19 protein-coding genes are annotated in these 25464 nt (G+C 41.6%); 16 read left to right on the forward strand and 3 right to left on the reverse strand.

Translation table 11 applies throughout. From position 1 onward, the window contains the following. Window positions 1-12 precede the first annotated feature (12 nt). On the forward strand, window positions 13-1272 hold the full coding sequence (locus G603_RS0105760) for a S41 family peptidase (protein WP_026669597.1): 1260 nt from the start codon (window positions 13-15) through the stop codon (window positions 1270-1272). A 115-nt stretch (window positions 1273-1387) separates the two neighbouring features. Here G603_RS0105760 and G603_RS0105765 read toward each other — a convergent pair whose 3' ends face one another. Continuing rightward, on the reverse strand, window positions 1388-2956 hold the full coding sequence (locus G603_RS0105765; protein ID WP_026669598.1) for a glycoside hydrolase family 43 protein: 1569 nt from the start codon (window positions 2954-2956) through the stop codon (window positions 1388-1390). A gap of 198 nt (window positions 2957-3154) precedes the next feature. Between G603_RS0105765 and G603_RS0105770 the strand changes: the two genes are divergently transcribed. The 4 genes from G603_RS0105770 (at window position 3155) to G603_RS0105785 (ending at window position 6816) form a co-directional block, all read left to right on the forward strand. Continuing rightward, on the forward strand, window positions 3155-4114 hold the full coding sequence (locus tag G603_RS0105770; RefSeq protein WP_026669599.1) for a hypothetical protein: 960 nt from the start codon (window positions 3155-3157) through the stop codon (window positions 4112-4114). A gap of 34 nt (window positions 4115-4148) precedes the next feature. Further along, window positions 4149-5933 (forward strand): glycoside hydrolase family 27 protein, encoded by a 1785-nt coding sequence (locus G603_RS0105775; RefSeq protein WP_035792216.1) that lies wholly within the window; start codon window positions 4149-4151, stop codon window positions 5931-5933. A 19-nt stretch (window positions 5934-5952) separates the two neighbouring features. Then, entirely contained in the window at window positions 5953-6564 is a 612-nt protein-coding gene (locus G603_RS21345; RefSeq protein ID WP_051197934.1) for a rhodanese-like domain-containing protein, read from the forward strand. A gap of 69 nt (window positions 6565-6633) precedes the next feature. Beyond that, the gene (locus G603_RS0105785) at window positions 6634-6816 is read left to right on the forward strand and encodes a hypothetical protein (protein WP_026524791.1); all 183 of its coding nucleotides are present in this window, start codon (window positions 6634-6636) and stop codon (window positions 6814-6816) included. Here G603_RS0105785 and G603_RS19380 read toward each other — a convergent pair whose 3' ends face one another. Continuing rightward, window positions 6817-7590: a PHP domain-containing protein gene (locus G603_RS19380; RefSeq protein WP_051197933.1), complete on the reverse strand. Its 774-nt coding sequence runs from the start codon at window positions 7588-7590 to the stop codon at window positions 6817-6819. It lies immediately after the preceding gene. Window positions 7591-7736: 146 nt separating this feature from the next. On the opposite strand from G603_RS19380, the gene G603_RS0105795 reads away from it, so the two are divergent. Then, entirely contained in the window at window positions 7737-9044 is a 1308-nt protein-coding gene (locus G603_RS0105795) for a zinc ribbon domain-containing protein (protein WP_026669601.1), read from the forward strand. A 20-nt stretch (window positions 9045-9064) separates the two neighbouring features. Continuing rightward, complete coding sequence (locus G603_RS0105800) at window positions 9065-10450, forward strand: uracil-xanthine permease family protein (protein WP_026524789.1); 1386 nt, start codon at window positions 9065-9067, stop codon at window positions 10448-10450. 95 nt (window positions 10451-10545) lie between these two features. Here G603_RS0105800 and G603_RS21350 read toward each other — a convergent pair whose 3' ends face one another. Beyond that, window positions 10546-11790 (reverse strand): helix-turn-helix domain-containing protein, encoded by a 1245-nt coding sequence (locus G603_RS21350; protein WP_051207528.1) that lies wholly within the window; start codon window positions 11788-11790, stop codon window positions 10546-10548. 338 nt (window positions 11791-12128) lie between these two features. On the opposite strand from G603_RS21350, the gene G603_RS0105810 reads away from it, so the two are divergent. From G603_RS0105810 to G603_RS0105850, 9 genes are all read left to right on the forward strand, one after another. Then, window positions 12129-14090, forward strand: coding sequence for an ABC transporter substrate-binding protein (locus tag G603_RS0105810; protein ID WP_026669602.1), 1962 nt, complete (start codon window positions 12129-12131; stop codon window positions 14088-14090). A 149-nt stretch (window positions 14091-14239) separates the two neighbouring features. Continuing rightward, a complete protein-coding gene (locus tag G603_RS0105815) occupies window positions 14240-15244 on the forward strand; it encodes an ABC transporter permease (protein ID WP_026669603.1) in 1005 nt (334 codons plus the stop codon). 15 nt (window positions 15245-15259) lie between these two features. Then, window positions 15260-16504 carry an ABC transporter permease gene (locus G603_RS0105820; protein WP_026669604.1) on the forward strand — a complete coding sequence of 415 codons (1245 nt, stop codon included), beginning with the start codon at window positions 15260-15262 and terminating at the stop codon, window positions 16502-16504. A gap of 73 nt (window positions 16505-16577) precedes the next feature. Beyond that, entirely contained in the window at window positions 16578-17621 is a 1044-nt protein-coding gene (locus G603_RS0105825; RefSeq protein ID WP_026669605.1) for an ABC transporter ATP-binding protein, read from the forward strand. Then, window positions 17578-18429: an ABC transporter ATP-binding protein gene (locus tag G603_RS19390; RefSeq protein ID WP_051207530.1), complete on the forward strand. Its 852-nt coding sequence runs from the start codon at window positions 17578-17580 to the stop codon at window positions 18427-18429. The genes G603_RS0105825 and G603_RS19390 overlap by 44 nt, the downstream gene beginning before the upstream one ends. Window positions 18430-18568: 139 nt before the next feature. Further along, window positions 18569-21190 (forward strand): beta-mannosidase, encoded by a 2622-nt coding sequence (locus tag G603_RS0105835; RefSeq protein ID WP_026669606.1) that lies wholly within the window; start codon window positions 18569-18571, stop codon window positions 21188-21190. Window positions 21191-21206: 16 nt separating this feature from the next. Continuing rightward, a complete protein-coding gene (locus G603_RS0105840) occupies window positions 21207-22985 on the forward strand; it encodes a sensor histidine kinase (protein WP_026669607.1) in 1779 nt (592 codons plus the stop codon). A gap of 8 nt (window positions 22986-22993) precedes the next feature. Further along, entirely contained in the window at window positions 22994-23764 is a 771-nt protein-coding gene (locus G603_RS19395) for a response regulator transcription factor (protein WP_051207532.1), read from the forward strand. Window positions 23765-23891: 127 nt separating this feature from the next. Beyond that, the gene (locus G603_RS0105850) at window positions 23892-25373 is read left to right on the forward strand and encodes an extracellular solute-binding protein (protein WP_026669608.1); all 1482 of its coding nucleotides are present in this window, start codon (window positions 23892-23894) and stop codon (window positions 25371-25373) included. The last annotated feature ends 91 nt before the right edge of the window (window positions 25374-25464 follow it).

Here is a 25464-nt window from a genome sequence, read left to right on the forward strand (position 1 = left end):
GAAGTTAGAACAATGGAATCAGGATCAAGCAGAAAAACTCCGTATCTCATTGGGTTTGTCATAGGCGTTTTAGTATGCATGATGATAGCAATGGGATTTATCAACTATCTCGGCATAAAGAAGATTTTAAGCAAAACAGCTGCAGCAGACAGTGCAGCTACAGCTACTTCTGAAAGCCACGAGTTTTCCGGTGACACAGCCATAGATGAGTCTACACTGCAGAAGATAAAGATAGTTGAAGAAGCTATAAATGAGAATTACTACAAGACAGATATAGACAGGGATGCAGAAGCGGTTTCAATTTACAAAGGAATTGTTTCTTCTCTGGGAGATCCTTATTCGGAATATTACACCGAGGAAGAGTACCAGGACCTCATGTCTGATACCAAGGGAATTTATTACGGTATCGGAGCCTATGTCAGCATGGATAAGGAAACCAATCTTCCACGTATTACAGCAACAATACCTGATTCTCCTGCAGAGAAGGTTGGACTTCTTGGTAACGATATCATTTATAAGGTAGATGGAAATCTCACTCAGGGCCTTACCCTTTCAGAGGTTGTAGGACTTATAAGAGGTGAGATCGGAACAACAGTTAAGGTAACTGTTTTCAGAGAGTCAGTGGGCGATTACATTGATTATGATGTTGTCCGCGACAAGGTGGAATCGCAGACAGTAAATGCATCCATGATGGATGATGAGATTGGATATATCGGCATCACGGAGTTTGATTCTGTTACAACCAATCAGTTCATGAATGGTCTGCAGGAGCTGAAGGATCAGAACATGAAGGGACTTATCATAGATCTTCGTTCAAATCCCGGCGGAAGCCTTAGCGCTGTATGCGAGATAGCAGAACAGCTCCTCCCCGAAGGTGTAATTGTTTACACTGTAGACAGGGATGGTAACAGAGAGGATTACACCTGTGATGGTGCCAATGAGATTGATATTCCCATGGTTGTTCTCGTTAATGGATATTCCGCAAGTGCATCCGAGATTCTTTCAGGCGCTATCAAGGATTACAAAAAGGGAACAATCGTAGGTGAAACGACATATGGTAAAGGTGTTGTTCAGAGAATATTCCCCTTTGAGGATGGAACAGCAGTAAAGCTCACTATCAGCAATTACTACACTCCGAATGGCAATAATATTAACGGAATCGGAATTGAGCCTGATGTGGAGATTAAGCTGGATACAGAAGCCCTCTCCAAGGATGGATCTGATAACCAGGTAGATAAGGCAAAAGAGATTCTGAGAGAAAAGATGAAGTAATTGATTTGTATTTGAGGAAAATAAAAGTACGTAGCGGCTAGAAATCATCAGTCGTCACGTACTTTTTTATTTTCATAAAAATTCTCCGCAAGATGCGAAATGCTATTTATCCCTTTCAGTCTTTTGCACTTATCTTAAAATCAGAAAAGTCTGCGTAGCCGCCGCATGCCTTGGTGCTGTATGCAAAGAGACCAAATCTTGCGCCTATGAAAAGATCAAGCTTGAAATAGAGGTTGTGTTTACCATCAACAGCTACATAGCCATTTCCTGCATCATAGGAGTATGTGCAAAAATCAGGGGCATCATTAAAGTCTGTTGTTACCTTAAGTCTTACGGAGCTTACACCATCCGGAAGCTCGCAGATAGTTGTGATTTTTGGATCTCTTTCATAGAAATCCTTATCACCGCCGACGGAATCGTTGTCTGCATCTGCTTCTATTTTTACAAGTGAGAGCTTTCCATCAGCTTTACTAAGTGCAATAGCGCCGTAGTGTGCATTGTAAGCGCTGATTCCGGCATAGTCGCCATCGTTTAAGGCTTTTCCATCTACTGTAATTTCGCCTGTACATACAGTCTCAACACATCTCTGGGTAAGAGTGTTTCTTGCTTTAAGAAGGTTTGATGTAACAGCGCCTGTTTTAATTCTAAGGGCATTCACGCCGTTTTCTTTAACAAGGCAGATGTTTTCTTCATCTATGTTGTGAGATACCTGCCACCATTTCTTTTTATCAAGAAGTTCTGACAAACTACCCTCATCAAAAGATTCATCATCAAAGAAGTGACCGCGGCCCCACTCATTAAGAGGCGTTTCATCATCAGATGGCATCTGTGGAACAACACCTGAAGTAGCAGGAACAGGATAGCCTTCATAATCATATTTCATGGGGAAGATCATGGGAAGTCTTCCAACAGCTCCTCTGTCCTGAAACATGAACATATACAGATTCCCTTCAGGGTCGTCAACCACGCCGCCCTGAGCTACCTGGAGAGCTTTTCTCTTATAACCCATTGGATCGTTGATTATAGTCTTTCCAACGAACTCACCTTCAAGCGTATCGCTGATGAAACAGCACTCTGTTTTTCTGCCTTCCTCTTCTTTAGGCATATGGCATGTGAAAAGATAATACTTTCCGTTTAATTTATATAAATGTGAACCTTCAAAACCAAGAGGCTGTCCGGGCTCGTCCTGAATAAGGATTCTCTGAAGACCGCCTTCTTTGGGACCCCAGGTATTTCTGTCGAGCTCAGTGATCCTTACTATTGTGTTGCCGTGAACGATGTAGACCTTTCCATCCTCATCAAAAAACAGGGATGAGTCATAGAAAAATCCATCCATTTCCTGCATTTTCCATGGGCCTTTAGCATCGGTTGCAGTAAAGAGCAGTGAGTTTGGACGTTCGTTGCAGGCAAAAACAAGGTAAAAGGTGCCATTGTCATATCTAAGTGACGGAGCCCACATTCCTCTTGCGTAGGCATGCTTTCCGTTTTTTAATTCATACTCGTCGTCATTCCCAAGAGTATCAAAAACATGTGCTGCTATATCCCAGTGTACCAGGTCCTTGGACTCAAGGATGTCTCCTCCGGGCATAAGGAACATGGTGGTGCTGGCCATATAGTAGGTGTCACCCACACGAATCACATCAGGATCCGGAAAATCTGCGGGTATTATTGGATTTTTTACCATAACCTTCCTCCTCAAAATGAATTAGCTTTCGCATAGTTTCCTTCCTAAAAGGCATTTTCTATTTAGGAAAGAGCAACATTCGATTATCATTCTACATCGTTTTGTTTTATAATGAAATCTGATTTGCTATGTAAGCAGAATAGTCAAGATTTCTGCTCATAACGATCATGGTTTTAGTTTTATTTTTGGAGGTTACTTATGGAAGAAGTACGTTTTCATTTGCCGGGACTGAGATATAATTTCCCTCTCAACATGTTCTGGCTCAGCCTTCAGGAGCAGCATCCTGAGTATTTTAGGGACGGTATTAAGATTGTTTCGTTTTTTGGATCATTCCCCTTTTCTCTGTGGAATGGCGGAAGACTTGTAAGTAATGATCAGTGCGACGCAGCATTTGTAAAAAACGTTATAAAGACTATAAATTCAAAGGGTATTCCCGTTCGTTATACCTTCACCAATCCTCTTATCGGGGAGGAGGATTTGGATGATCCCTTCTGCAACTTCTGTCTTAAGGCAGCAGATAACGGTATGAACGAGGTTCTTGTTTTTTCTCCAATACTTGAGCAGTATATCAGAGATAAATATCCATCATTCAAGATTGATTCCACAACCTGTAAAGAGATCAAGGACGTGGATGAACTGAATGCAGAGCTTGAGAAGGATTACCGCTACGTTGTCCTTGACTACAACATGAACAATAAGTGGGATGTTCTTGAAAAGATAAATCACAAGGAGAAACTTGAAGTCCTTATAAATGCCCTCTGCATACCGGATTGTAAGAGAAGGGGCGATCATTATAAGAATATCGCTCTCAACCAGCAGATTATTATGGACAATATGAAGCTTCCCAAGGAAAAGCAAAAGCACATTATTCCATGGAAGTGCGAATATGGGGACAACAACTGCATCCATACAATTCAGGGATATTCAACCTATGTATCTCCTGAGATGATCTATGAAAAATATCTGCCTATGGGCATTAACAACTTTAAGATTGAGGGCAGAACTGCCAGCATCTTCTCACTGGTTGAGACCTATTGTCACTACATGATTAAGCCTGAGTACCAGGGACAGGTAAGAATACTGCTGCTTAAAAATCTTGAGGCAGCAAAGGTAATTTCTGTAAATAAGCCCCGCCCTGCAGTATTTAAGGCAGAGTAACCGTTAACAAATATTACTTGCATTGGAGACTTGTATGAAAAACAGTAGTTTAACAGGACCTGACAGAATTCCTGAAGATCACAGATACGACAGATTTGATGATGGACAGGTGCTTTATGGTAAAAAGCAGGGAAGGCTTCCTGCCATGGGTTGGAACAGCTGGAACGCCTTTGGCAGCGGCAACACTGAAGCTCTTACCAAAGCCATGGCTGACAAGATAAAGGAGCTTTCTTTAGACGAGCTTGGCTATAAGTATCTTGTACTAGACGATGGCTGCTACAAAGACGAGAGAGCCTTCGGCAGACTTTCAAATGACGAGGAAAAGTTCCCCGGCGGTTTTAAGGTACTTGCGGATTATATCCACGGAAAAGATCTTAAGTTTGGTATGTACAACGATATTGGAACCAATCTCTGCGCCGGAGCTGCAGTTGGTACCTGCGGCCATGAAAAAGAGGATGCAGAGTCCTATGTGAGCTGGGATGTAGATTTTCTTAAGGTGGATAACTGTTATTATCTTTGGGACAATGCTACATTTTCAAAAGAGGAAAATGCAAAATACGTTTATGCGCCGGCTATAACAAAGGTATTACTATGCGGCGATAGCTTTGAGGCCGGTATAAATCTTGCAACATCGGGCAATGGTATTAAGACAGAGAAAATAGAGGATGAGACATTTTTTACCTTTATCGGTACTTTTGATGGAACAGGCCCTGCCCAGACTCCTGTTGGTGCTGAGAGCGGAGAGCTTTTCTTTGATGTGGATGTGCCATCTGACGGAGAATATGAGCTTACTCTTCGCCATGTAAACGGAGCAAAGATCGGTACCGGTTCCTGGCTTCAGATAGCAACAGGCGAGGGAACAGGCAGCAGGATATTGTTTGATGATTTCATCGGCGATATAGATTCTGAAAAGGTTCAGGAGACTACAGTGAAAATAAGCCTTTCAAAGGGCCAAAACAGAGTCAGACTTATGAACCACAGAAGACAGGAGAATACTCTGTATTCTTATGCAAGACTTAAGGAAGGCCTTTATGAAGCTGCTCCTGACAATGAGATGATATATTCTCTTTGTGAATGGGGTAAGACACAGCCTCAGAACTGGGCAAAAAAGGTTGGAGACTCCTGGAGAATTCTTAACGACATTACCTTTAATGTGGGAAGTGACGGTAATCCCGGCAAGGCAGCATGGACCAGCGATTACACAACCGGCGTTACAAGTCAGTATAACAAGTGCGTTGTCATGGATGAATTTGCAGGACTTGATAAGGGATGGAATGATCCTGATATGATGGTCATAGGCATGGATGGCCTTGATTTAGTTCAGAACCGCACACATATGGTAATGTGGTGTATGATGAATTCACCTCTTATGCTTGGCCTGGACCTTAGAAGGGTAAATAAGGGAGATGAGCTTTATAACATAATTGCCAACAAAAAGCTCATAGCACTTAATCAGGACAGACTTGGAATTCAGGCAAAGAGAGTGTTCTGCAGTCTTTTAAAAGAAGATGCAGATAAGGAATATGTTACAAACAACGACAGAGTCGATATTCTGGCTAAGCCATTAAGTGATGGAAGCGTAGCACTTTCGTTTATCAACTTGAGTGATGAGACAAAGGATGTTTATAGCATCACAAAAGAAGATATAGTAAAGGCTCTTAAGGATAAGCTGTGTGGGGACAGCTTTGAAAAGGCGGGCAAATATACAATCGAAGATCTTTGGACAGGCGAGGTTAGGTCTTTTGATGGAGAGGAATTTAAGGTAGACAGAATAGAAGCTTTTGATAATGTAACTATAAAGGTGATTCCTGAAGGGTGATCGCCGGGGGGATTTAAAGGTGAATGAAGGGGAAAATATAATTTTTGCAAGGGATAGACAAATTACAAAAAAGCAGGCAGCAAAAATAGCTCATGAATATGTAACCGGGGTATTGGAAGAAAATGATATTGAGGATATTCTCGGGGCTGCTATTTTGAAGGATCTTTATGATTGTAATACCTGCGCATACCATGTGGCGCAGATGTTTCTTAAGGGCATAATTCCTCCGGATTCAGACAGGGAATTTGGTATGGACAGAGTCCTTAATGAGGAGGAACTTGAAGAAATAGAGAACAGGATTTTCAATGTGAGACTGAGAAGGATTCCTAAGACCATCGAGGATGTGCGCCTTGCTGTTGATCTTCCAAGGAAGCTTACAAAAGAACAAACTAAAGGTTTCCTTAATGACGGTAGGATCATCGATGTCCGTGGAACAGAACAGTTTGAAGTCCAACACATAGAAGGGGCTGAGAACATCCCACTGTCAAAGATCATAATCAATCCGTTTATAATTGGCGGAGATAAATATCAGAAAATTTTATTTGTCTGTAAGACAGGAATGAAATCCACTATGGCTGCGGAGTATGCCAGAATAGCAGGATACAAAAAAGTATACGTCTCCAATATTTAATACATTTTTTAGAATATATCAGATAAAATAATACTAGAGCTAACTTTTGTATTAGAAAGGAGATATCAAATGAGCAGATTATCAGAAGTTACAGCACTTTATCAACAGCGCACAAAAGAGGTTGAAAACAGACTTGCCAATTCTCCCGATGATTCAAAGGTAGAAGCATTTATGCAGATTATGGTTGGTACTCTCAATGATATCTCGCAGACGCTGGCTATTATTGCAGATGAAAATGCAAAAAATAAATAATTACTCATTATGAGTTATAACTTCAAGAGTAGGTCCCTGGCTGATTTCAGTCAGGGATTTTTCTGTATCAACAGGTAAAAAGCCTGTATCTGTATGTGTGACATCCTTCCAGAATACGGGAGTTCCGTCACCTGCCAGGAAGGCTTTAACGTATTCCTCAATACTGTTTATCTTGTAGGGAAAACTCATTCCGCCCATATCATCCATGGGGAAATGAATATCTGAGCCGGATGCCATCCTAAAGTTATTCTTAATGGCATAGTCGTAGGCGAGGGCGTTCATATAATCTTCATTTCCTGCGTTAAATACTTCTGCGCCGTCACCGATTGTGGGAGAGATATGGATTGCAGACAGATAGCCCCGCTCTCTGTAGGGGTGAGCCTGCAGCATGATTCCGCCTGCCTCATGTACAAGATCATAGAGCCCTCTTCTGGATATTTCCATGATCTCCGGATGATCCTTCAGCCACTTTTTATCTACGCCGTATATCATGAATTCATCGCCCTGGAAATTGAATTCGATTCCGAACATTACTGTGAAGTCGTGACCTTTGGCTGCTTCGAGAGCATGCTCATAGCCGCTGCAATATATATCAACTCTTTCCTCCCAGGGAAGATCCTTTGGTACGCAGCTGTTTCCTGTAAAGAAGTGATCTGTAACGATCATTCCGCTGTAGCCAAGATTCATCATGTGATCGATGTAATCTTTTGCGGGAGTTCTTGAGCAGGCACTGGCTTCTATAGTATGTAAATGAGTTTCGTAAATATATTTCATTTTACCCTCTTATTTTTATTAAAATGCTGTTATAATTTATAAGGTTATTATCCAATAATAACATGACTTCATTTATTTGTATCAGAATAAATGAACCGAGGGGGATCGGTTACAAAAGTTTTACAAGGTATCAAAGAGGAGAAGCAATGGTTAAGTGTGGAAAATGTGGTGCTTTGGGGAGTGAAGGACAGAAATTCTGCTCCAGTTGTGGTGCTCCGCTGGCACAAAAGGCAGTTGGGGAGACACCTGTGATGACGGCTTATGCAGAGCCTGAGGATCGCAGTTTTATTCAGGGATTTACTCCGTCTCCGGAGAAATTCGAAGTTGGCACCAACGCAAATGGTTCTGTAAAGGAACTGGAGAAGCTGCTTATTTCAGCAAATGGCGGAGATTATGTAAGTTATCTTAATAAAGGAAGCTGGTCTAACTGGAACATTTTTGCAAAAATGGGCTGGGGACTTCTTTGGGTTTTCTTTTTCCCACTAATGACAATATATTATCTTTCAACTTCATACAGATTTAACAGGAACAGGCTTAAGGCTAACGAACTGCGCTGTGCCAACATTGTGGAGAACTATGTTTTTGCAAATGACCAGAACACCACATTGGAAGCACTGTATTTTATAAAGGGTCAGATCGATCAGCTTGAAAATATCAGCAAGAATTCCTACATGGCATTCTGGGTATCTCTTTGGAGAAACAAGGCTATGCAGCTTTACCAGAGATCAGTTGCCAATCACGGTGTGAATCCTGCAGTTAAGGATATCTATGACGAGATAGACAATCAGACACAGTATCTTCTGGATTCCGCTAAAAAGAAATACTGGGTTAAGTTTGTGGTCCTGGCTGTGGCAGCTCTTTTACTTACAACAGGAACTGTTGCTTATAAGAAATATGCAGACTATAAGGCTCAGCAGTATTACAAGACTTTCATCTATAACGAGGATGAGGAAGAGCTTTCAATGGATGCGGTAAATGAGACCAATACCGTTGTTCCTTCCGAGTTCAGCATGAGAAATATAGTTGGCAACTGTTTTGATATTTCCGATAAGAACATTGAGATGAAGCTTCTTAAAGAGGAGAATCTCGTTCAGCTTGATTTTGAGCTTGTCTGCAAGAAGGATTTCAAGCCTGAGCTCCAGGCCCTTATTGAGGAAAAGGGAGTAACAGGTACTGTAGATGATTATTACTACGGTAATTTTGTATTCAACGGTAACATGAGAGCCAATATCTCCAACTACGGCGGAATGGAGTCCGCTGCAGGTGCAAGTGCTCTTGAGAAAATGCTTGCGGCAAAAGAGGGAGATGTTATTCCCATCAGACTTTACTGCGAGTACAGTACTTATTCAAAATACTCCATCGAAGAGGTGGCAAGCTTCATGAGAACAGATACTCTCATGATGAATATGGAGCTCACATTCTATGAAGGTGAAGAATTTATAGATATTAAATAAATATATTTAGGAGGAGAGAAATGGGAGAAAAGAGACAGGCTATTACGGATGCGCGTTCCTTGGGAATGCCGAAAATGATGATTCTGGGATTGCAGCACATGTTTGCGATGTTTGGAGCAACGATACTGGTGCCGATCCTGGTCAACAATTACTTTGGAGGTCAGGGCCTCTCAGTACAGGTTACATTGTTTTTTGCAGGTGTAGGAACACTTCTGTTCCATCTGTTTGCTAAATTTAAGGTACCGGCTTTCCTTGGCTCATCCTTTGCATTCCTTGGCGGTTTTGCAACGGTTGCTGAGCTTAAATCCGGCAAATTCGCTGACATGACTTATGCTGAAAAGCTTCCTTATGCATGCGGCGGTATTGTTGTTGCAGGTCTTTTATATCTGGTACTTGCAGTATTTATCAGAATCGTAGGTGTTAAGAAGGTTATGAGATTCCTTCCTCCTGTAGTAACAGGACCTATCATCATCTGTATCGGACTTTCACTGGCACCTTCAGCTGTAAGCAATGCTTCAGCTAACTGGTTCCTTGCTATAGTTGCACTTCTTGTAGTAGTTTTCTTCAATATTTGGGGAAAAGGTATGTTTAAGATCATACCTATCCTGATGGGTGTAGTTATTTCTTATGTAGTTGCTGTTGTTATGCAGCTGGCAGGCTTCACCAATGCAGATGGTAGTGCGATCCTCAATTTCCAGCCCATCGCTGAGGCAAGCTGGGTAGGACTTCCTCCTTTCCTTATCGCCAAGTTCGATATCACAGCTATCCTTGTAATGGCTCCCATCGCTATCGCAACAATGATGGAGCACGTTGGTGATATTTCAGCAATCTCTGCTACAACAGGCAATAACTTCATCGAAGATCCCGGTCTTCACAGAACTCTCTTTGGTGATGGTCTTGCAACAGCTGTAGCAGGTCTTTTCGGAGGCCCCGCTAATACAACCTATGGTGAGAATACAGGCGTACTTGAGCTTTCAAAGGTATATGATCCTTCAGTAGTTCGTCTCGCAGCTGTTTATGCTATCGTGGTAAGCTTCATTCCCAAGATTGCAGATGTCATCGGAACAATGCCTACAGCTATTATCGGTGGTATAAGCTTTGTATTATACGGAATGATCTCAGCTATCGGTGTCAGAAACGTAGTTGAAAACAAGGTTGATTTTACAAAGTCACGTAACCTTATCGTTGCTGCAGTAATCCTTGTTTCAGGACTTGGCTTCTCAAACGGCATCACATTCATGGTTGGAAATACATCCATTACACTTACATCACTTGCTATAGCAGCTATCCTTGGAATCCTGTTCAATGCAGTTCTTCCCGGAAATGATTACAACTTTGGTGTTAACCACCAGGGTGATATCAACAGAGGTGTAAGCTTCAACAATAAGATCGAAGACGAGAAATAATTCTTCGGAAAAAGAAAAATAAGAAACAATAAGAAAAGGGACATTGCTTTGGATGACATTCATCACTGCGATGTCCCTTATTTTGATCGGATAATTTATTTTTCTGCCTCGGATAATTTAAAGGCTTGCTCTCTGTATTCCTTGGGAGTAAGGCCTGTTTTTTTCTTGAAGACAAGATTGAAATAACTCTGTGAGCTGAAATTCAGGGAGTTACTTATCTCAAGGTAGGACATACTCGAACTTGTAAGCAGATGCTTGGCTTCGTTAACTCTGATATCCTGCATAAAGTCTGTAATAGATGAACCTGTTTCCTTGTTGAAAAGAGCGGACAGATATTTTGCGGATATATGAAGCTCCTTTGCCAGCTCCTCAAGAGATATCTTGTCGGGGAGCCTTTCTATGATACGCTGTATACATTTGTTGGTCATAGGTGAGTAGTTGCTGCTTGTATAATGATGGATATCGTGGGTGCCTTTTGCGAAATCTATGGCAGCCTTCTGCAAAATGTCTACCATTTTCTCATAGGTCTTTACATTTTTTAGCATATCGATATATTTCTGGAATCTTGAATGGCTTACCCTTCTGTCGTTGCCGCTTTCAGTCGAAGCCATTTTTGCAATTGTCAAAAGCTCTACACATCTTACCGCGCATTCTGTCGGAGAAGCTTTATTGGTAAAAAGGGTGCACATAGCATTCTCGTCTTTGAAAAAGCCATAGAGCTGATAGGTGCTTCCGTTGATTATGTAGAAACGGAACAGGTCTTCAATCCTGCAGATTTCGTTGTACTCAGACAAATCATCTCTGTCATAGATCTGCTCAGTGGGAATATTTTCAATAACGTTATTTACAGGCTCCTCAGATGATCCTTCTGATACAGGGAATGATGGAGCTGTGGTCTCATAAACCCTTTCCATTATAGTCGTGATGGAAAGTTTAAAATCTTCTTCACTTATCACAGGTAAGGAATGTGAGAGGACTCTCTTTTGCTCAGCGAACAAATTCTGATTAAAAGAAAGCTCTTTCCATATATTCTCAGTGGGTTTGATCTTGAGCACGGGACCAACAATAACAGTATTTGATTGGTGTTTTCCCACATCAAAAGAAAACAGGAAATACATTTCGTGTGGATTATCGAAGTTGAGATAATAGCCCTCGATGGAGTGAGCAAGTCTGAAGGAACGAACCTGTGACTGAACAGACTCCAAAATGTTCAGAATAGCAGACGTCGTAAAGTTGGTATAAATGATCTCATAGTTTTGACCAAATACCCAAACCGGAATCTTCTTATCTTTATAAAAATTATCTAAACGATATCTTAGAATTTGAATGTTTGTCTGCATATCTGACCCCTCTTACGATTTTGATATATTAATCGTTTTCGAAAGCAAACTTAATCGATTTAGACATACCAAATTAATATTAACGACACAAAAAGTTTACAATAATTTGCAATTAATTGCAATTTGTTATTAAAAATTGCCATAGGTAAAATGCGGTTTTAGGGGCTATTCAACAAATGAAACCGATTTCATAAGGTAAAACTATACAAAATGCACAAATGAGGATATTTTTTTATAGATGTGGAATTATTGATATAAAAGATTATTAACAAAATATTAAAATTCTATCAACTAAGGTGAGTCTATGACTCGAAAAAAATAAAAAAGGGAGGTAAGTTATGAAGAAAAACTTACAGAAGGTTATGTCACTTCTGTGTGTATCCGCTCTTACAATGTCCATGATGGTTGGATGTGGCGGATCAACATCCGGTGACACAACTACAACTGAGGCTCCTGCAGCAACAGATGAGGCTTCAACAGAAGCACCTGCTGAAGAGACAGCAGAAGAGACAACTGAAGAAGCAGCTGAGGAGACTACAGAAGAGGCAACAGAAGAGGCAACTGAGGAAGAGGCTGCAGAAGAAGATACAGCTTCATCAGATGCTGATGCAACACCCAGAAACGAGACTTTGTATGAAGCAGGTCAGCAGTGGGGCACAATCAATGACTGGAACCCTATGTCTGCAAACTCAAACAACGGTCTTGCACTTTCAGCTAATGAGTCAGCGCGTGAACTTGTTTATGAGACACTGTTCATGTTTAACGCTCTTGATGGCAAGCTCTATCCTCTTCTTGGATCAGAGTACAGCTGGAATGATGACCAGACTGAACTTACTGTAAAGCTTAATGCTGATGCAAAGTGGAGTGATGGATCACAGTTTACTGCTGAGGACGTAGCTTATACATATGATACACATGTTAAGTATCAGTCTTCACAGGGAGCTGACTTCTCTACATATATTGATTCAGTAGAGGCTGTAGATGATACAACAGTACTCATCAAGGCTAAGGTTGAAGGCGGCGTAGCTGTTAATCCTCTTAAGGTTACATCCATGCTGAACACAATGTATATGATGCAGAAAGCTTATCTGCAGACTGTAGAAGAGAGAAACGGCGAGGATGCTGATAAGGTTAAGCAGGATACAATGGAAGATCTTGTACATACAGGTCCTTATGCTCCTTACATCTCTAACGATCAGAAGGCAGTTCTTCAGAGAGATGACAATTATTGGGGACAGGCTTCATCCATGTGGGGCAAGCTTCCTGTTCCGAAGTACATCGCACATACAATTTATAAGGACAACGCTGCCGGACAGGTTGCTCTGTCACAGGGCGAGGTTGACGTATGTCAGCAGTTCATCACAGATGTCCAGAACCTCTGGCTTGAGGATGATCTCCCGATCTCCACATGGCTTGATGATGCTCCTTACGGCGCATGCGAGGTTATGCCTTCAATGTTCTTCAACACAGAGAGGGAAGGACTTGATCAGAAGGAAGTTCGTCGTGCTATAGCTATGGCAGTTGACTATGAGCAGATCATTGCATCAGCTATGTCTGGTCAGTCACCTACATTCGCTGAGTATCCCAGATCAGTTGTTGGACCTACAGACGGCGAGAGAAAGTATGTAGACTTTGACGCAATCGCAGATCTTCAGTGGGATAACGCTGATGTTGACGGCGCTAACAAGCTCCTTGACGATGCAGGAATCGTTGATAACGATGGCGATGGAATCCGTGAGTACAACGGCAAGAACCTTTCCTTCAAGGCTGAGTGTCCTACAGGATGGTCAGACTGGAATGCATCTATGGAAATCGTAGCAGCTGCTGGTAAGAATATCGGTATCGATATCCAGACATACTTCCCTGAGGCATCTTCATTCTACGATGACATGACAACCTGTAACTTCGATATCTGCATGTGGTCAACACCCGGCGCAGGCGTTATGAACCCTTACTCAAAGGGAATGTTCTACTTCTCAGAAGAGTATGCAAAGCTTCCTTCTAACTGGAGTGGTAACTTCGGTCACTACATGAACGATGACGCTGAAGCTATTCTTAAGGCTATACCTGCTGAGACAGATGAAGCTAAGCTTAAAGAGTACTACACAGAGCTTTCTAAGATCCTCCTTGAGGAGTGCCCTGCAGTTGCTCTTATGTATCGTCCTACACTGTTCTACGCAGTAAACGAGTCTGTATGGACTAACTATCCTGCAGCTGATGACGGAAGAAATATTCCTCCGACAGACTGCACAGACGGTTATGGTATTGCAGCTCTTTACGATCTTGAGCTTGTTGAGTGATAAAAACTGAACAAAGAATTTAGTTAAATCAGGGCTGCCGTTAGGGCAAAATCTCTTACGGCAGCCCTTATTATCAGAAAATTCAGTCAAAAATCGGTAAAAATGGTAAGAAATAACCGGCGTATGATTGCAGAAGGGAGGTTTTTCAATTGAAAGGGTATAAAAAATACTATGGTCAGAAGATTTTCTGGTATTTTCTGACACTCATCTTTGCCGTAATCCTCAACTTTATTCTGCCGCGCCTGATGCCCGGAAATCCTGTTTCCGCTTTAGCATCAAAGGCAGTAAGTGGTATGACGGATTCCACGGCTATCCAGAAAGTAATTAATGATTATGCAACAAGGTTCGGCATAAATGAGCCCATGTACAAGCAGTTCTTCATGTGGCTAGGCAACGCATTAAGGGGTGACTTCGGCGTATCATTCAGCCAGTATCCCAGACCTGTTTCAGACATAATAGCAAAAGCAGTATGGTGGACTGTATGTCTGCAGCTCCCTGCAATTATTGTTGGTTGGATCCTTGGAAATATCCTTGGTGCTATCGCAGCTTATATCAAGGGCGTATTTGATAAGGCTATCCTTCCTCTGTTCCTTTTCATTGGTAATGTTCCTGCATTCGGTATGGCTACAGTTCTTCTGTTTGTATTTGCTATCAAACTTAGAATTGCTCCCTCATCCGGTGGATATGGATATGATCTTATTCCATCAGCCAGCTGGACATTCATAAAATCGATCATTTCGCACTATCAGCTGCCTTTCTGGTCAATCGTTCTTATTACAATCGGTGGACAGGCAATTGGTATGCGTTCTATGTCAATATATGAGTTAAACGCAGATTACGTTAAATACTCAAGATTCCTTGGTATCAAGGATAGAAAGATTGTAGGCTATGTGTTCAGAAACGCTATGCTTCCTCAGATCACAGGTCTTGCTCTTTCACTTGGAACTATGATGGGTGGTGCTCTTGTAGCGGAGATGGTATTCTCCTATCCCGGACTTGGCATGACACTTCTTACAGCTGTAAACGGACAGGACTATCCTCTTCTTTCAGCTTGTACACTTATCATCACTATCATGGTACTTATAGCTAACCTTGCGGTCGAGCTCCTCTATGGTGTTATCGATCCTCGAGTTAAGGCTAATCAGATGGATTAAGAAAGGGGGATTTAAATGAAAAACACATTAAAGCAAGTTTTCCATTCAGGTAAATTCCTCTTTGGATTTTGCATATTTATACTTATTCTTGCAACATGTATCATCTATCCGATTTTTGTAACAGCTGATCCTCTTCAGATGATCGGTCAGGGTAACTTCTTTAAGCCCGGAACCTATGTATCAATAGAAGAGTCAACTCTTAGTAAGAGCTATACATTGCAGCTTCCCAAAGAGTTTTCCAAGCTTGAAGCTGTGCTTGATATCGATACAAGATCTGAAATCCAGCAGTTCCTCATCAACCAGGCAGGCGTTGCTGAATCAGAAATCGATGTTACAGATGCAGAGTCTTTGGTAGATTTGTGGAAAGCTAATTACGATCCCGATACAAAGTATAAGGGACTTACAACAGCTAAGAGAAAAGCTCTTAAGAGACTTAACAACGAGATCAATGCAGCGCTCAAGGATTCAGGCGTTATCATCGCTGAAAAAGATGAAGAAGGCGCACTTGCTCAGAGCAAAGTCATTAAGGATACAGACTATGTAAATATCAATGATGTAACTAAAAAGACATTTATTCTCGGAACAGATAACTTTGGTCGTGACGTTTTGACAGAGCTTATAGCAGCTACAAAGTCTTCACTTAAGATCGGTCTTCTTGCAGGAACTATTGCAACAGCTATAGGACTTATCCTTGGACTTCTTGCAGGTTACATGGGTGGTCTTGCCGATAACATCATTATTTTCATTACAAACCTGTTTACAGTTATTCCTTCATTCGTAATCCTTATTCTTATTTCCTACTCAGTAGGTGATAACGCAAGAGGTATTGCGATGGTAGGTATCATCATCGGAATTACAGCATGGCCCTGGACTACACGTTCCGTTCGTTCACAGGTTATATCTCTTAGAAACAGAGATCACGTTAACTTAAGTAAGCTGTCAGGACACAGTATGTTCCGTATCATTTTCACGGACATCCTTCCTTACATCGCTTCTTATGTAGTAATGGCTTTTATCCTCCAGATTTCTTCAGGAATCCTTGCAGAGGCACAGCTTTCAATGATCGGACTTGGACCTGCAACAACAAAAACCGCAACACTGGGACTTATGATGCAGTGGGCTATGACCTACTCAGCACACCTTAATGGTTCATGGTGGGCATACTTCCCGGTAGTAATCCTGATCGCACTTATTTCATTCTCACTGAACCTTATGAATACAGGTTTGGATCAGGTATTCAACCCGCAGCTTCGTGAATGATGTTAAGACGTAACTATGGAAATGTGATCGGCCGGATGGCTGACACTAAGAACAGTAAAGGAAAAGGTTAAGTATGGGAAAAGTAATGCTTGAGGTTAAAGACCTCAAAACAAAATATGTAACCAGATTCCATGAGGACGTGTATGCGGTTGATGGTGTTTCCCTGAAAGTAGAAGAAGGAAAATCACTGGGTATTGCCGGAGAATCCGGATGCGGTAAGTCAACACTCGCACTTTCCCTTATGGGTTACTATTTCGCACCGCTTCATTATATTAGCGGCGATATTATAGTAGATGGTCAGACAATTTCAAATATGAAGCCCGATGATGTACGCCGTAGAATTCTCGGTAACGAGATCGCATACATCCCTCAGGCAGCTATGAATGCTCTGAACCCTACACAGAAGATCATCCGTTTCATCGAGGACGTTATCCACGCTCATGGAATCAAGATGACAAAGAAAGAGATTTATGACATGGCAAGAGAGCGTTTCGCTGAGCTTGGACTTCCGGAAGAGGTTCTTGAGAAGCACGCTGTTGAGCTTTCAGGTGGTATGAAACAGCGTACCGTAATCGCTATTTCTACTATCCTCTCACCTAAGGTACTTATTGCGGACGAGCCTTCATCAGCTCTTGACGTTACATCTCAGAAGATGGTTATCCGTATGATGAGACAGCTCATGGAAAAGGGTTACATCAAGTCCATGATCTTCATCACGCATGAGCTTCCGCTTCTGTATAACGTTACTGATGATATCGCAGTAATGTACGCAGGACAGTTCGTAGAAGTCGGAACTGCAAAAGAAATGGTATTTGATCCGATTCATCCTTATGCAAAAGGACTTATGGGATCCATCATCGTTCCTGAGGAAGGAATGAAGGCACACGAGCTCACCGCTCTTCGCGGCACACCTCCGAACCTGAAGAACCCGCCTAAGGGATGCAGATTTGCACCCAGATGTCCTTATGCAGTACCCACATGTACAGCAATGGCACCGGATGAGAAGGAATTTGAGAACGGCAGATGTTATCGCTGCCTGATGTCAGTAAGAAAACTTAGGGAGGTATATGCAAATGGCAACGAATCAAAACCAGAGCCCGAAACAGAATTCGACTGAATCCAAGCCTTGCCTCTCAGGTAGAGGACTTACCAAGGTTTTCGGCGTTGGTAAGGTACAGACTGTGGCAGTTGATCATGTTGACTTTGATTTCAACGAAGGTGAGATCATTTCAATAGTTGGTGAGTCAGGAAGTGGTAAGACAACTCTTTCCAAGATGCTTCTCGGACTTATCAGCACAACAGAAGGAACAATTGAGTATCAGGGCAAGCCCCGTGATATCAGCACAAATGCGAAGAAAAAAGAGTATTGGAAGAACATTCAGCCAATATTCCAGGATCCTTTCTCTTCATATAATATCTTCTATAAGATAGATGCGGTTCTTGATGACTGTCTCAACATGAGAGGCTTCAAGAATCTTCCCGAAGAACAGAAGGTTCAGATGAAGACAGAGGCCTGCAGCTTCGTTAACCTGAAGTATGCAGAGCTTACCAATAAGTATCCTTTCGAGCTGTCAGGTGGTCAGATGCAGCGTCTTATGATCGCTCGTATCTTCCTTCTTAAGCCGAAGATTCTTATGGCCGACGAGCCTACATCAATGATCGACGCATGCTCAAGAGCAACAATCCTCGATATGCTTCTTAAGCTTCGCGACGAGATCAACATGACTATCATCTTCATCACACACGATATCGGTCTTGCTTATTACATTTCCGATAAGGTTTACATCATGGAGCATGGTAAGTTCGTAGAGTCAGGTTCCGCTGAGGACGTTATCCTCAATCCTCAGGCTGCATACACTAAGAGACTTATCAGTGACGTTCCCAAGATCTATGAAAAATGGGATCTTGATACTGTTGCTAATTAAACGCTTCTATGTAAAAATTAATGCCGGGTGGATGCAATTTTGCAGCCGCCCGGTTTTTAAACTTGTAGGAATTTTTTTCAGACTTCCTATTTATTATCAACATAAAAGTAACAGTGACTTTATTTTGTGAGGTACAGACATGAAAAAATTTGATCTTAACAACAATTGGAAAATGCACAAAGTGGGTGATAGCGACATGATAAATGCCGTAGTGCCCGGAACTGTTTATACAGACCTTCTAAGGGAAGGCAAAATGGATGATCCTTTTTTCAAGGACAATGAAGACAAAGCATTAAAGCTCATGGATGATGACTATGAGTATATCTGCAATTTTGCAAAGCCGGCAGATGCAGATACTTCTGATGTTGTAATGCTTCACTGCGATGGTCTTGATACAATTGCAGACTTATATTTGAACGGAACACTTCTTGGTAATGTCAATAACATGCACAGAACCTGGGAGTTTGATATAAAAGATATTCTTAAGGATGAAAATGAGCTCAAAGTTTATTTCCATTCTCCCACAAAATTCATTGCAGAGGCTTATGAAAAGGCTCCTACAAAGGGTACAGATGATGCAATGCCCGGCTTTGTTCATATCAGAAAAGCGCACTGCATGTTTGGATGGGACTGGGGCGCACACCTTCCCGATGCCGGAATATTCAGACCAATCTCTGTCATTTGCTTTAACAAGGCGAGATTTGAATCTGTTTTGATCAGTCAGAATCATGACAATGTGAAGATTGATGATGCAGGCAATGAAAGCGGAAGCGTTGTTTTGGAGCTAAAGCCGTCCATAAGAGATCTGTCTGTAGAAAAAAACGATCTGAAATTTGACGTTGAGATCACATCTCCTGATGGTGAAGTAATAAACTGCGAAAATATCTCTTCTGAGCATATGGAGATAAGCGATGCTATATTCAACTATGCAAAGAGCGGTGCCCAGACACCTACAAATGCAGTAGATAGTCTTTGGGAGGATGTTAAGGGCACAGAGATCAGGATTGATAATCCTAAGCTTTGGTGGCCCAATGGCTACGGCAGGCAGCCTCTTTATAACGTTAAGGTAACCCTCAAAGATGATGCAGGAAATACGCTTGATGTATGGGAGAGAAAAATCGGTCTTAGAACCTGCACGGTAAGCACTCAGAAAGATAAATGGGGCAATGAATTCTGCTTTGTTGTAAATGGCGTAAAGGTCTTTGCAATGGGTGCAGACTATATCCCTGAGGATCATCTTCTTGGAAGAGTTACCCCTGAAGTTACAAGAAAGCTCCTTGAAAAAGCGGTATTTGCAAACCATAACTCCATAAGAGTATGGGGCGGCGGATACTATCCCGATGACTGGTTCTTTGATATTTGTGACGAGCTTGGACTTCTTGTTTGGGAAGACTTCATGTTTGCCTGCGGTGTATATGATCTTACACCTGAATTTGAGGCCAACATCAAGGCTGAGTTCAAGGATAACCTCTTAAGACTTCGCCACCACGCATCCCTTGGACTTATGTGCGGTAATAACGAGATGGAGATGTTCGTTGATTATGGCGTATGGGTTACAAAGAAGACAGAGAAGCGCGATTATACAATAATGTTCGAATATATCATCCCTAATATGATGAAGGAGTATGCTCCTGATGTTTACTACTGGCCTGCTTCACCTTCTTCAGGCGGATGTTTTGATGAACCCAATGATGAGAACAGAGGAGATGTTCACTATTGGGAAGTATGGCATGGTAACCAGCCCTTCTCAGCATACAGACAGTTCTATTTCAGATTCCTCTCAGAGTTTGGATTCCAGTCCTTCCCTGCAGAGAAAACTGTTGAGAGCTTTACGGATGATCCTGAAGATAAGAATGTTTTCTCCTATATTATGGAAAAACACCAGAGAAATGGCGCTGCTAACGGTAAGATAATGAATTACATGCAGCAGACCTATCGCTATCCCAGTGATTTTGCAACAGTTATCTATGCATCTCAGATGCTTCAGGCAGATGCAATCAGATACGGAGTTGAGCATTTTAGAAGAAATCGCGGACGTTGCATGGGTGCTGTAGTATGGCAGCTAAATGACTGCTGGCCCGTTGCTTCATGGGCAAGTATCGACTACTGCGGAAGGCTTAAGGCTCTTCACTATGCAGAGAAGAGATTCTTTGCACCTATCCTTGTTTCCTGTCAGGAAGAGGGCGAGATGACCAATCCTCAGCAGCTTAATTGGCTTCCCAGAGATATCAGGCAGGAGGCGGTATTCAGTGTTGCAAACGAGACAAGACAGGATATCGAAGCAAAGGTTCGCTGGGCTCTAAGAGATGCATCAGGCAAGATCATCAAAGAAGGCGTTGCAGAGTTTGATTCAGAGAGAGAAGAAAATCCCGGTAAGGCAGGAAGTAACGGCACTATCCATGTACCTGCTCTTTCAAGCGCATGGACAAAGAAAGTGGATTTTGCAGATGCTGACAGATTCAGCCAGTATGTGAGCTATGAAGTAGAGGTTGAAGGTAAGGTGGTTTCATCAGGAACTGTTATCTTTACAATGCCAAAGTACTTTAAGTATCAGAATCCAAATCTCACTGCAACAGTTCATGACAATAAGATAACCGTTAAAGCAGATAGCTATGCAAGGGGCGTTGAGATTCTTAACGACAATGAAGACCTTATTCTTTCAGATAACTACTTTGATATGAATGCAGGCGAAGTGACAGTTGATATTATTTCAGGTGATGCTTCGAATTTAAGACTTAAGAGCGTATACGACATTAGATGATCATAAGGGTAAATAGGTGAGTTTCATATTAAAGAAAATTGGATTTTTCAGACTTTCCATTCAGCGCCAAATTTTTTTGGCGCTTGTTTGGTTGTCGCTACTTACAGCTCTTATACTTGGAATAGTTGTCTATAGCGTATCCAAAAGGACAATAGAGGATCAATATTACAAAGCCTATGAAAACTCTTTGGGAGTTGCCAGCGAAGTCATAAAATTAAGCCTTAGATCAGACATTGAGCAGGCAAGATCTCTTCTTACAGAAAATGCTTTTATTGTGAGCCTGAAGGAGGGAAATGAAGAAGCCAGAACTTTTTCCGCATCAAGGAACAAAATAATCCAGGAATTTTTACAGGACATTATTTCTTCGAATAATGAAATCAGAGACATACTTGTAGTAAATGCCTATGGAAATATTTCCTTTGTCTCGCAGAATGATGATAATCTGAGAAAAGTTCAAAAATATTATTACGAAGAAGAAATCCTGTCAGAATCTTTTATCGAAGATGCCTCAGAGGCAAAGGGAAAAGAGGTTTTTTACCCCGGCAATGTGATATTTGATGATGAGAATGAGACCTTTTCACTGGTTAAGGAAATAATAGATCCTGTTAATTACAAACACATCGGCTTTCTTATCATGAATATAAGAAAAGAAAATGCTCTTTCAGGTGCTTTTGGCAGAATGGATGAAGCTTATGGAACCGACTATGAGATGATTGTGGCAAAAGACAGGCAAAATGAGAACTCCTATGAGCTTGTTTATGCGACAGCAGATATTTCCAAAGAGCAGTTTATGGAGGTAACTGCTGCTTATTATTCTGAAGCGGAAAATCCCGATTATCTTTTTGAGGGCAGGCATAATAACCTAAGTGACTGGGACATAATAAATGTTATAAGTAAAGCGGAGCTTGGTAACCACAGTAAATATATTGCCATGGTTGATATCGTGATAGGCGCTATTCTGATTGCGATAGCGTTACCTATTTCATATATGATATCCGGATATATTACAAGACCGTTATACCTTTTGGAGGAAAATATACAGAGCCTTGGAGAGGGAAATTACCATGTCGATACTGAATTTGATGACTCTGAGCCGGGACGCATAGGACAGAAATTCAAGGATGTCGTAAATAATAATCTTGAGCTTGAGAAAAAGCTTATTCAGACGGAACTAAAGGAAAGAGAAGCTGAGCTTTTGTTGATGCAGACTCAGATAAATCCTCATTATCTGTATAACACTCTTGATACCCTCTACATGATGGCAATCATTAAAAATGAGGATGAAATAGCGGAATTTGTCCAGGCTCTTTCAGAGAATTTCAGGCTGACCTTAAACAAGGGCAACAAGTTAATAATGGTTGAAGATGAAGTCAGAAGAATACAGGCCTATATGAAAATCCAAAGTTATCGTTTCAGAGGCAAGTACAGCCTTGAAATAAACATGGGAGCAGACATACTGCGAGAGCGGATTCTTACATTTATATTGCAGCCCCTGGTAGAAAACGCAGTTTTCCATGGCCTTGAGACCCAGGCTGATAAAGGTACAGTTACCGTTTCAGGAGAACTTGGAAGTGATGACATGACTTTTATTGTAGAAGATGACGGCGTAGGAATAAAGGATATGACTGTGCTTGAAAGTGGTTACGGCGTCAGAAATATCAGAGAGAGAATAAAGCTTTTTTACGGTGAAGAGTATATGCCGGTGTTTGAAAATACCGGACATGGAACAAGAGTTACCATCACGGTTCCGCGTATTACAACGGCCAAGATGATGGAAGAAAACTTTGGCAAGTAGGTGAATGCATGAAAAGACTGGTCATAATAGATGATGAGATCCTGGTAATAGAAGGCATAAAAGCAATTCTGAAAAGAATTGATGCAGAGGTTGAGGTTGTAGGATCTGCCCATGATGGAATGCAGGCTCTTAGAGTAATAAGAAATCTCATGCCGGATCTGGTGATCACAGATATCAGAATTCCATATATTGATGGCTTATCCCTAATTGAACAGTGCAGGGAGTTCTGCCCGGAGACGGCCTTTATAGTTATCAGTGGATATCAGGAATTTGAATATGCAAGAAAAGCTATACGTCTTGGAGTAATTGACTATATAACAAAACCTGTAACAATAGATAAGCTCAATGATACATTAAAGCGGGTTGAGGAAAGGCTTCAAAAGGGTGCTGAAGATGAGAAGGAGCCCTTGGAAGAAGAAATAAAAAAACCTGACAGTGGACATAAGGCCATTGACGAGATTATTGCCTACGTTGATAAAAACTACAATAAGGATATCGGACTTACGGAGTTATCCGAGCTTGTAGGGATGAACCCTGCATACCTCAGTGTCCTTTTTAAGGATACAGTTGGAAAAACCTATATTAAGTATCTGACAGGGATAAGGATGGAAAAGGCCTGCGAGCTTCTTAAGGAAGATAATAAGGTGTCCGTTGTAGCCTCCATGGTAGGTGTCAGTGATGTTCATTACTTCAGTGAGATTTTTAAAAAATATACAGGAAAATCTCCTAGAGAGTATAAGGAATATGTTAAAAAAACCAAAATAATTAAAAGAATCTAAAAAAAACCAACATAATATATAAAAATTCACCTATTTCCGTAAATGAATATGCTATATCCTACTAAATGTAACCGGTTCGTAGCAATACGAATCCAAAACTATAATAATTTTCTTTACGGAGGGATTTATGAAAAAGAAGGTTTTGGCAATTCTAATGAGTTCGACAATGATTCTCGGAACACTTGCCGGCTGCGGTGGCGGCGCTACAAGTACTGAGGCACCTGCAGAAACAGCTACAGAAGAAGCTTCTGAAGAAACTACTGAAACTGCAGCTGCTGAGACTTCTGAAGAAACTACTGAAGAAGCAGCAGAAGAGACCCAGGAAGCAGAGACTGCTGATGCATCTGAAGATACACAGGCAGCAGCTACAGGTGATTTTTCCGGAGAGGATCCGCAGCTTGAGAAAGATTTCCATATTCTTTCAATCTGGGCTGAGGATAATGATAACGGCGTACTTATCAACAATATCTGTAAAGCATATCAGGAAGTTAATCCCAATTTCACATATGAATATGAACTTGTATCATCAGATGACCTTAGACAGAAGGTAGCAACACTTGTTGCGTCAAATGACCTTCCGGATATGTTTGTCTATGAATCAGGTAAACCAATCGTAGATCTTATTGAGGCTGATCAGATTGTAGATATCGGAGCAATGCTTGAAGAAATAGGATCAACAGATTTTGTTACTCCGTCAGCTACATCTCTTCTTGAGACTCTGTCAGGAACAGACACAATTTACGACCTTCCTTTAGGACTTAATGTTGAAGGCTTCTGGTACAACAAAGCGCTCTTTGAGCAGGCAGGCATCACTGAGGTACCTACAACCTGGGATGAGTTTGAAGAAGACCTGGCAAAGTTAAAGGATGCAGGCATTCAGCCTCTTTCCTGTGGCGCTGCAGATAAGTGGGGTGCTACACGTCTTATAAACGCCTATACAGTAAGAAGTCTTGGAGCAGATGCTCTTAAGAATGCTTCAGAAGGCAAGGCTTCCTACACGGATGAAGGCTACGTTGCAGCAGCTGCTAAGATTCAGGAGTGGGCAGACAAAGGCTATTTTGGAGAAGGCGTAAACACAGTAGATATGAATACTGCAGGCTCAATGCTTATGACAGGCAAATCAGCTATTTTCTATAACGGTTCATGGTTTGCTTCAAACCTTAATGATGAATCTGCAAATGCAGCAGGTGAGGATGGCATCGGATTCTTCAATGTACCTGTTGTTGATGAGTCAGTATCAGCAATCGATTCTTACTCTATGAACTGTGGTAATATTCTTTGCCTCAGCAAAGCTAAGGAAGATGAAGCTACAAAGTGGTTTGTTAAGTATTTTGTAGAGCACATCGGTGATGAAGCAATGACAACACAGGGCTCTATCAAGGGCTACACATACAGTGCACAGGCTTCTGACATGACAGCTTATACCAAGCTCGTACTTGACGAGATCGGCAAAGCTCAGAGTGCATTTACATGGTATGAAGCAACTATGAATTCTGAGATTTCAGATGCTGCTCAGAGTAATGTTCAGATGCTTCTCTCAGGTGAGATGACTCCTGAAGATTATATGCAGTCAATTCAGGATGCTGCAGATATGTCAGCTATAGAGTAAGCTAATCCAAAAGATATAAGAAACAAATCTATACGAGCGGGCGGTGTCTGTTTATCGCCCGCTCGATTTATAAAAAGGAAAAGGCCTGGTT

Source organism: Butyrivibrio sp. AE3006 (genome assembly GCF_000424165.1).
In the GTDB taxonomy this organism is placed as follows: domain Bacteria; phylum Bacillota; class Clostridia; order Lachnospirales; family Lachnospiraceae; genus Butyrivibrio.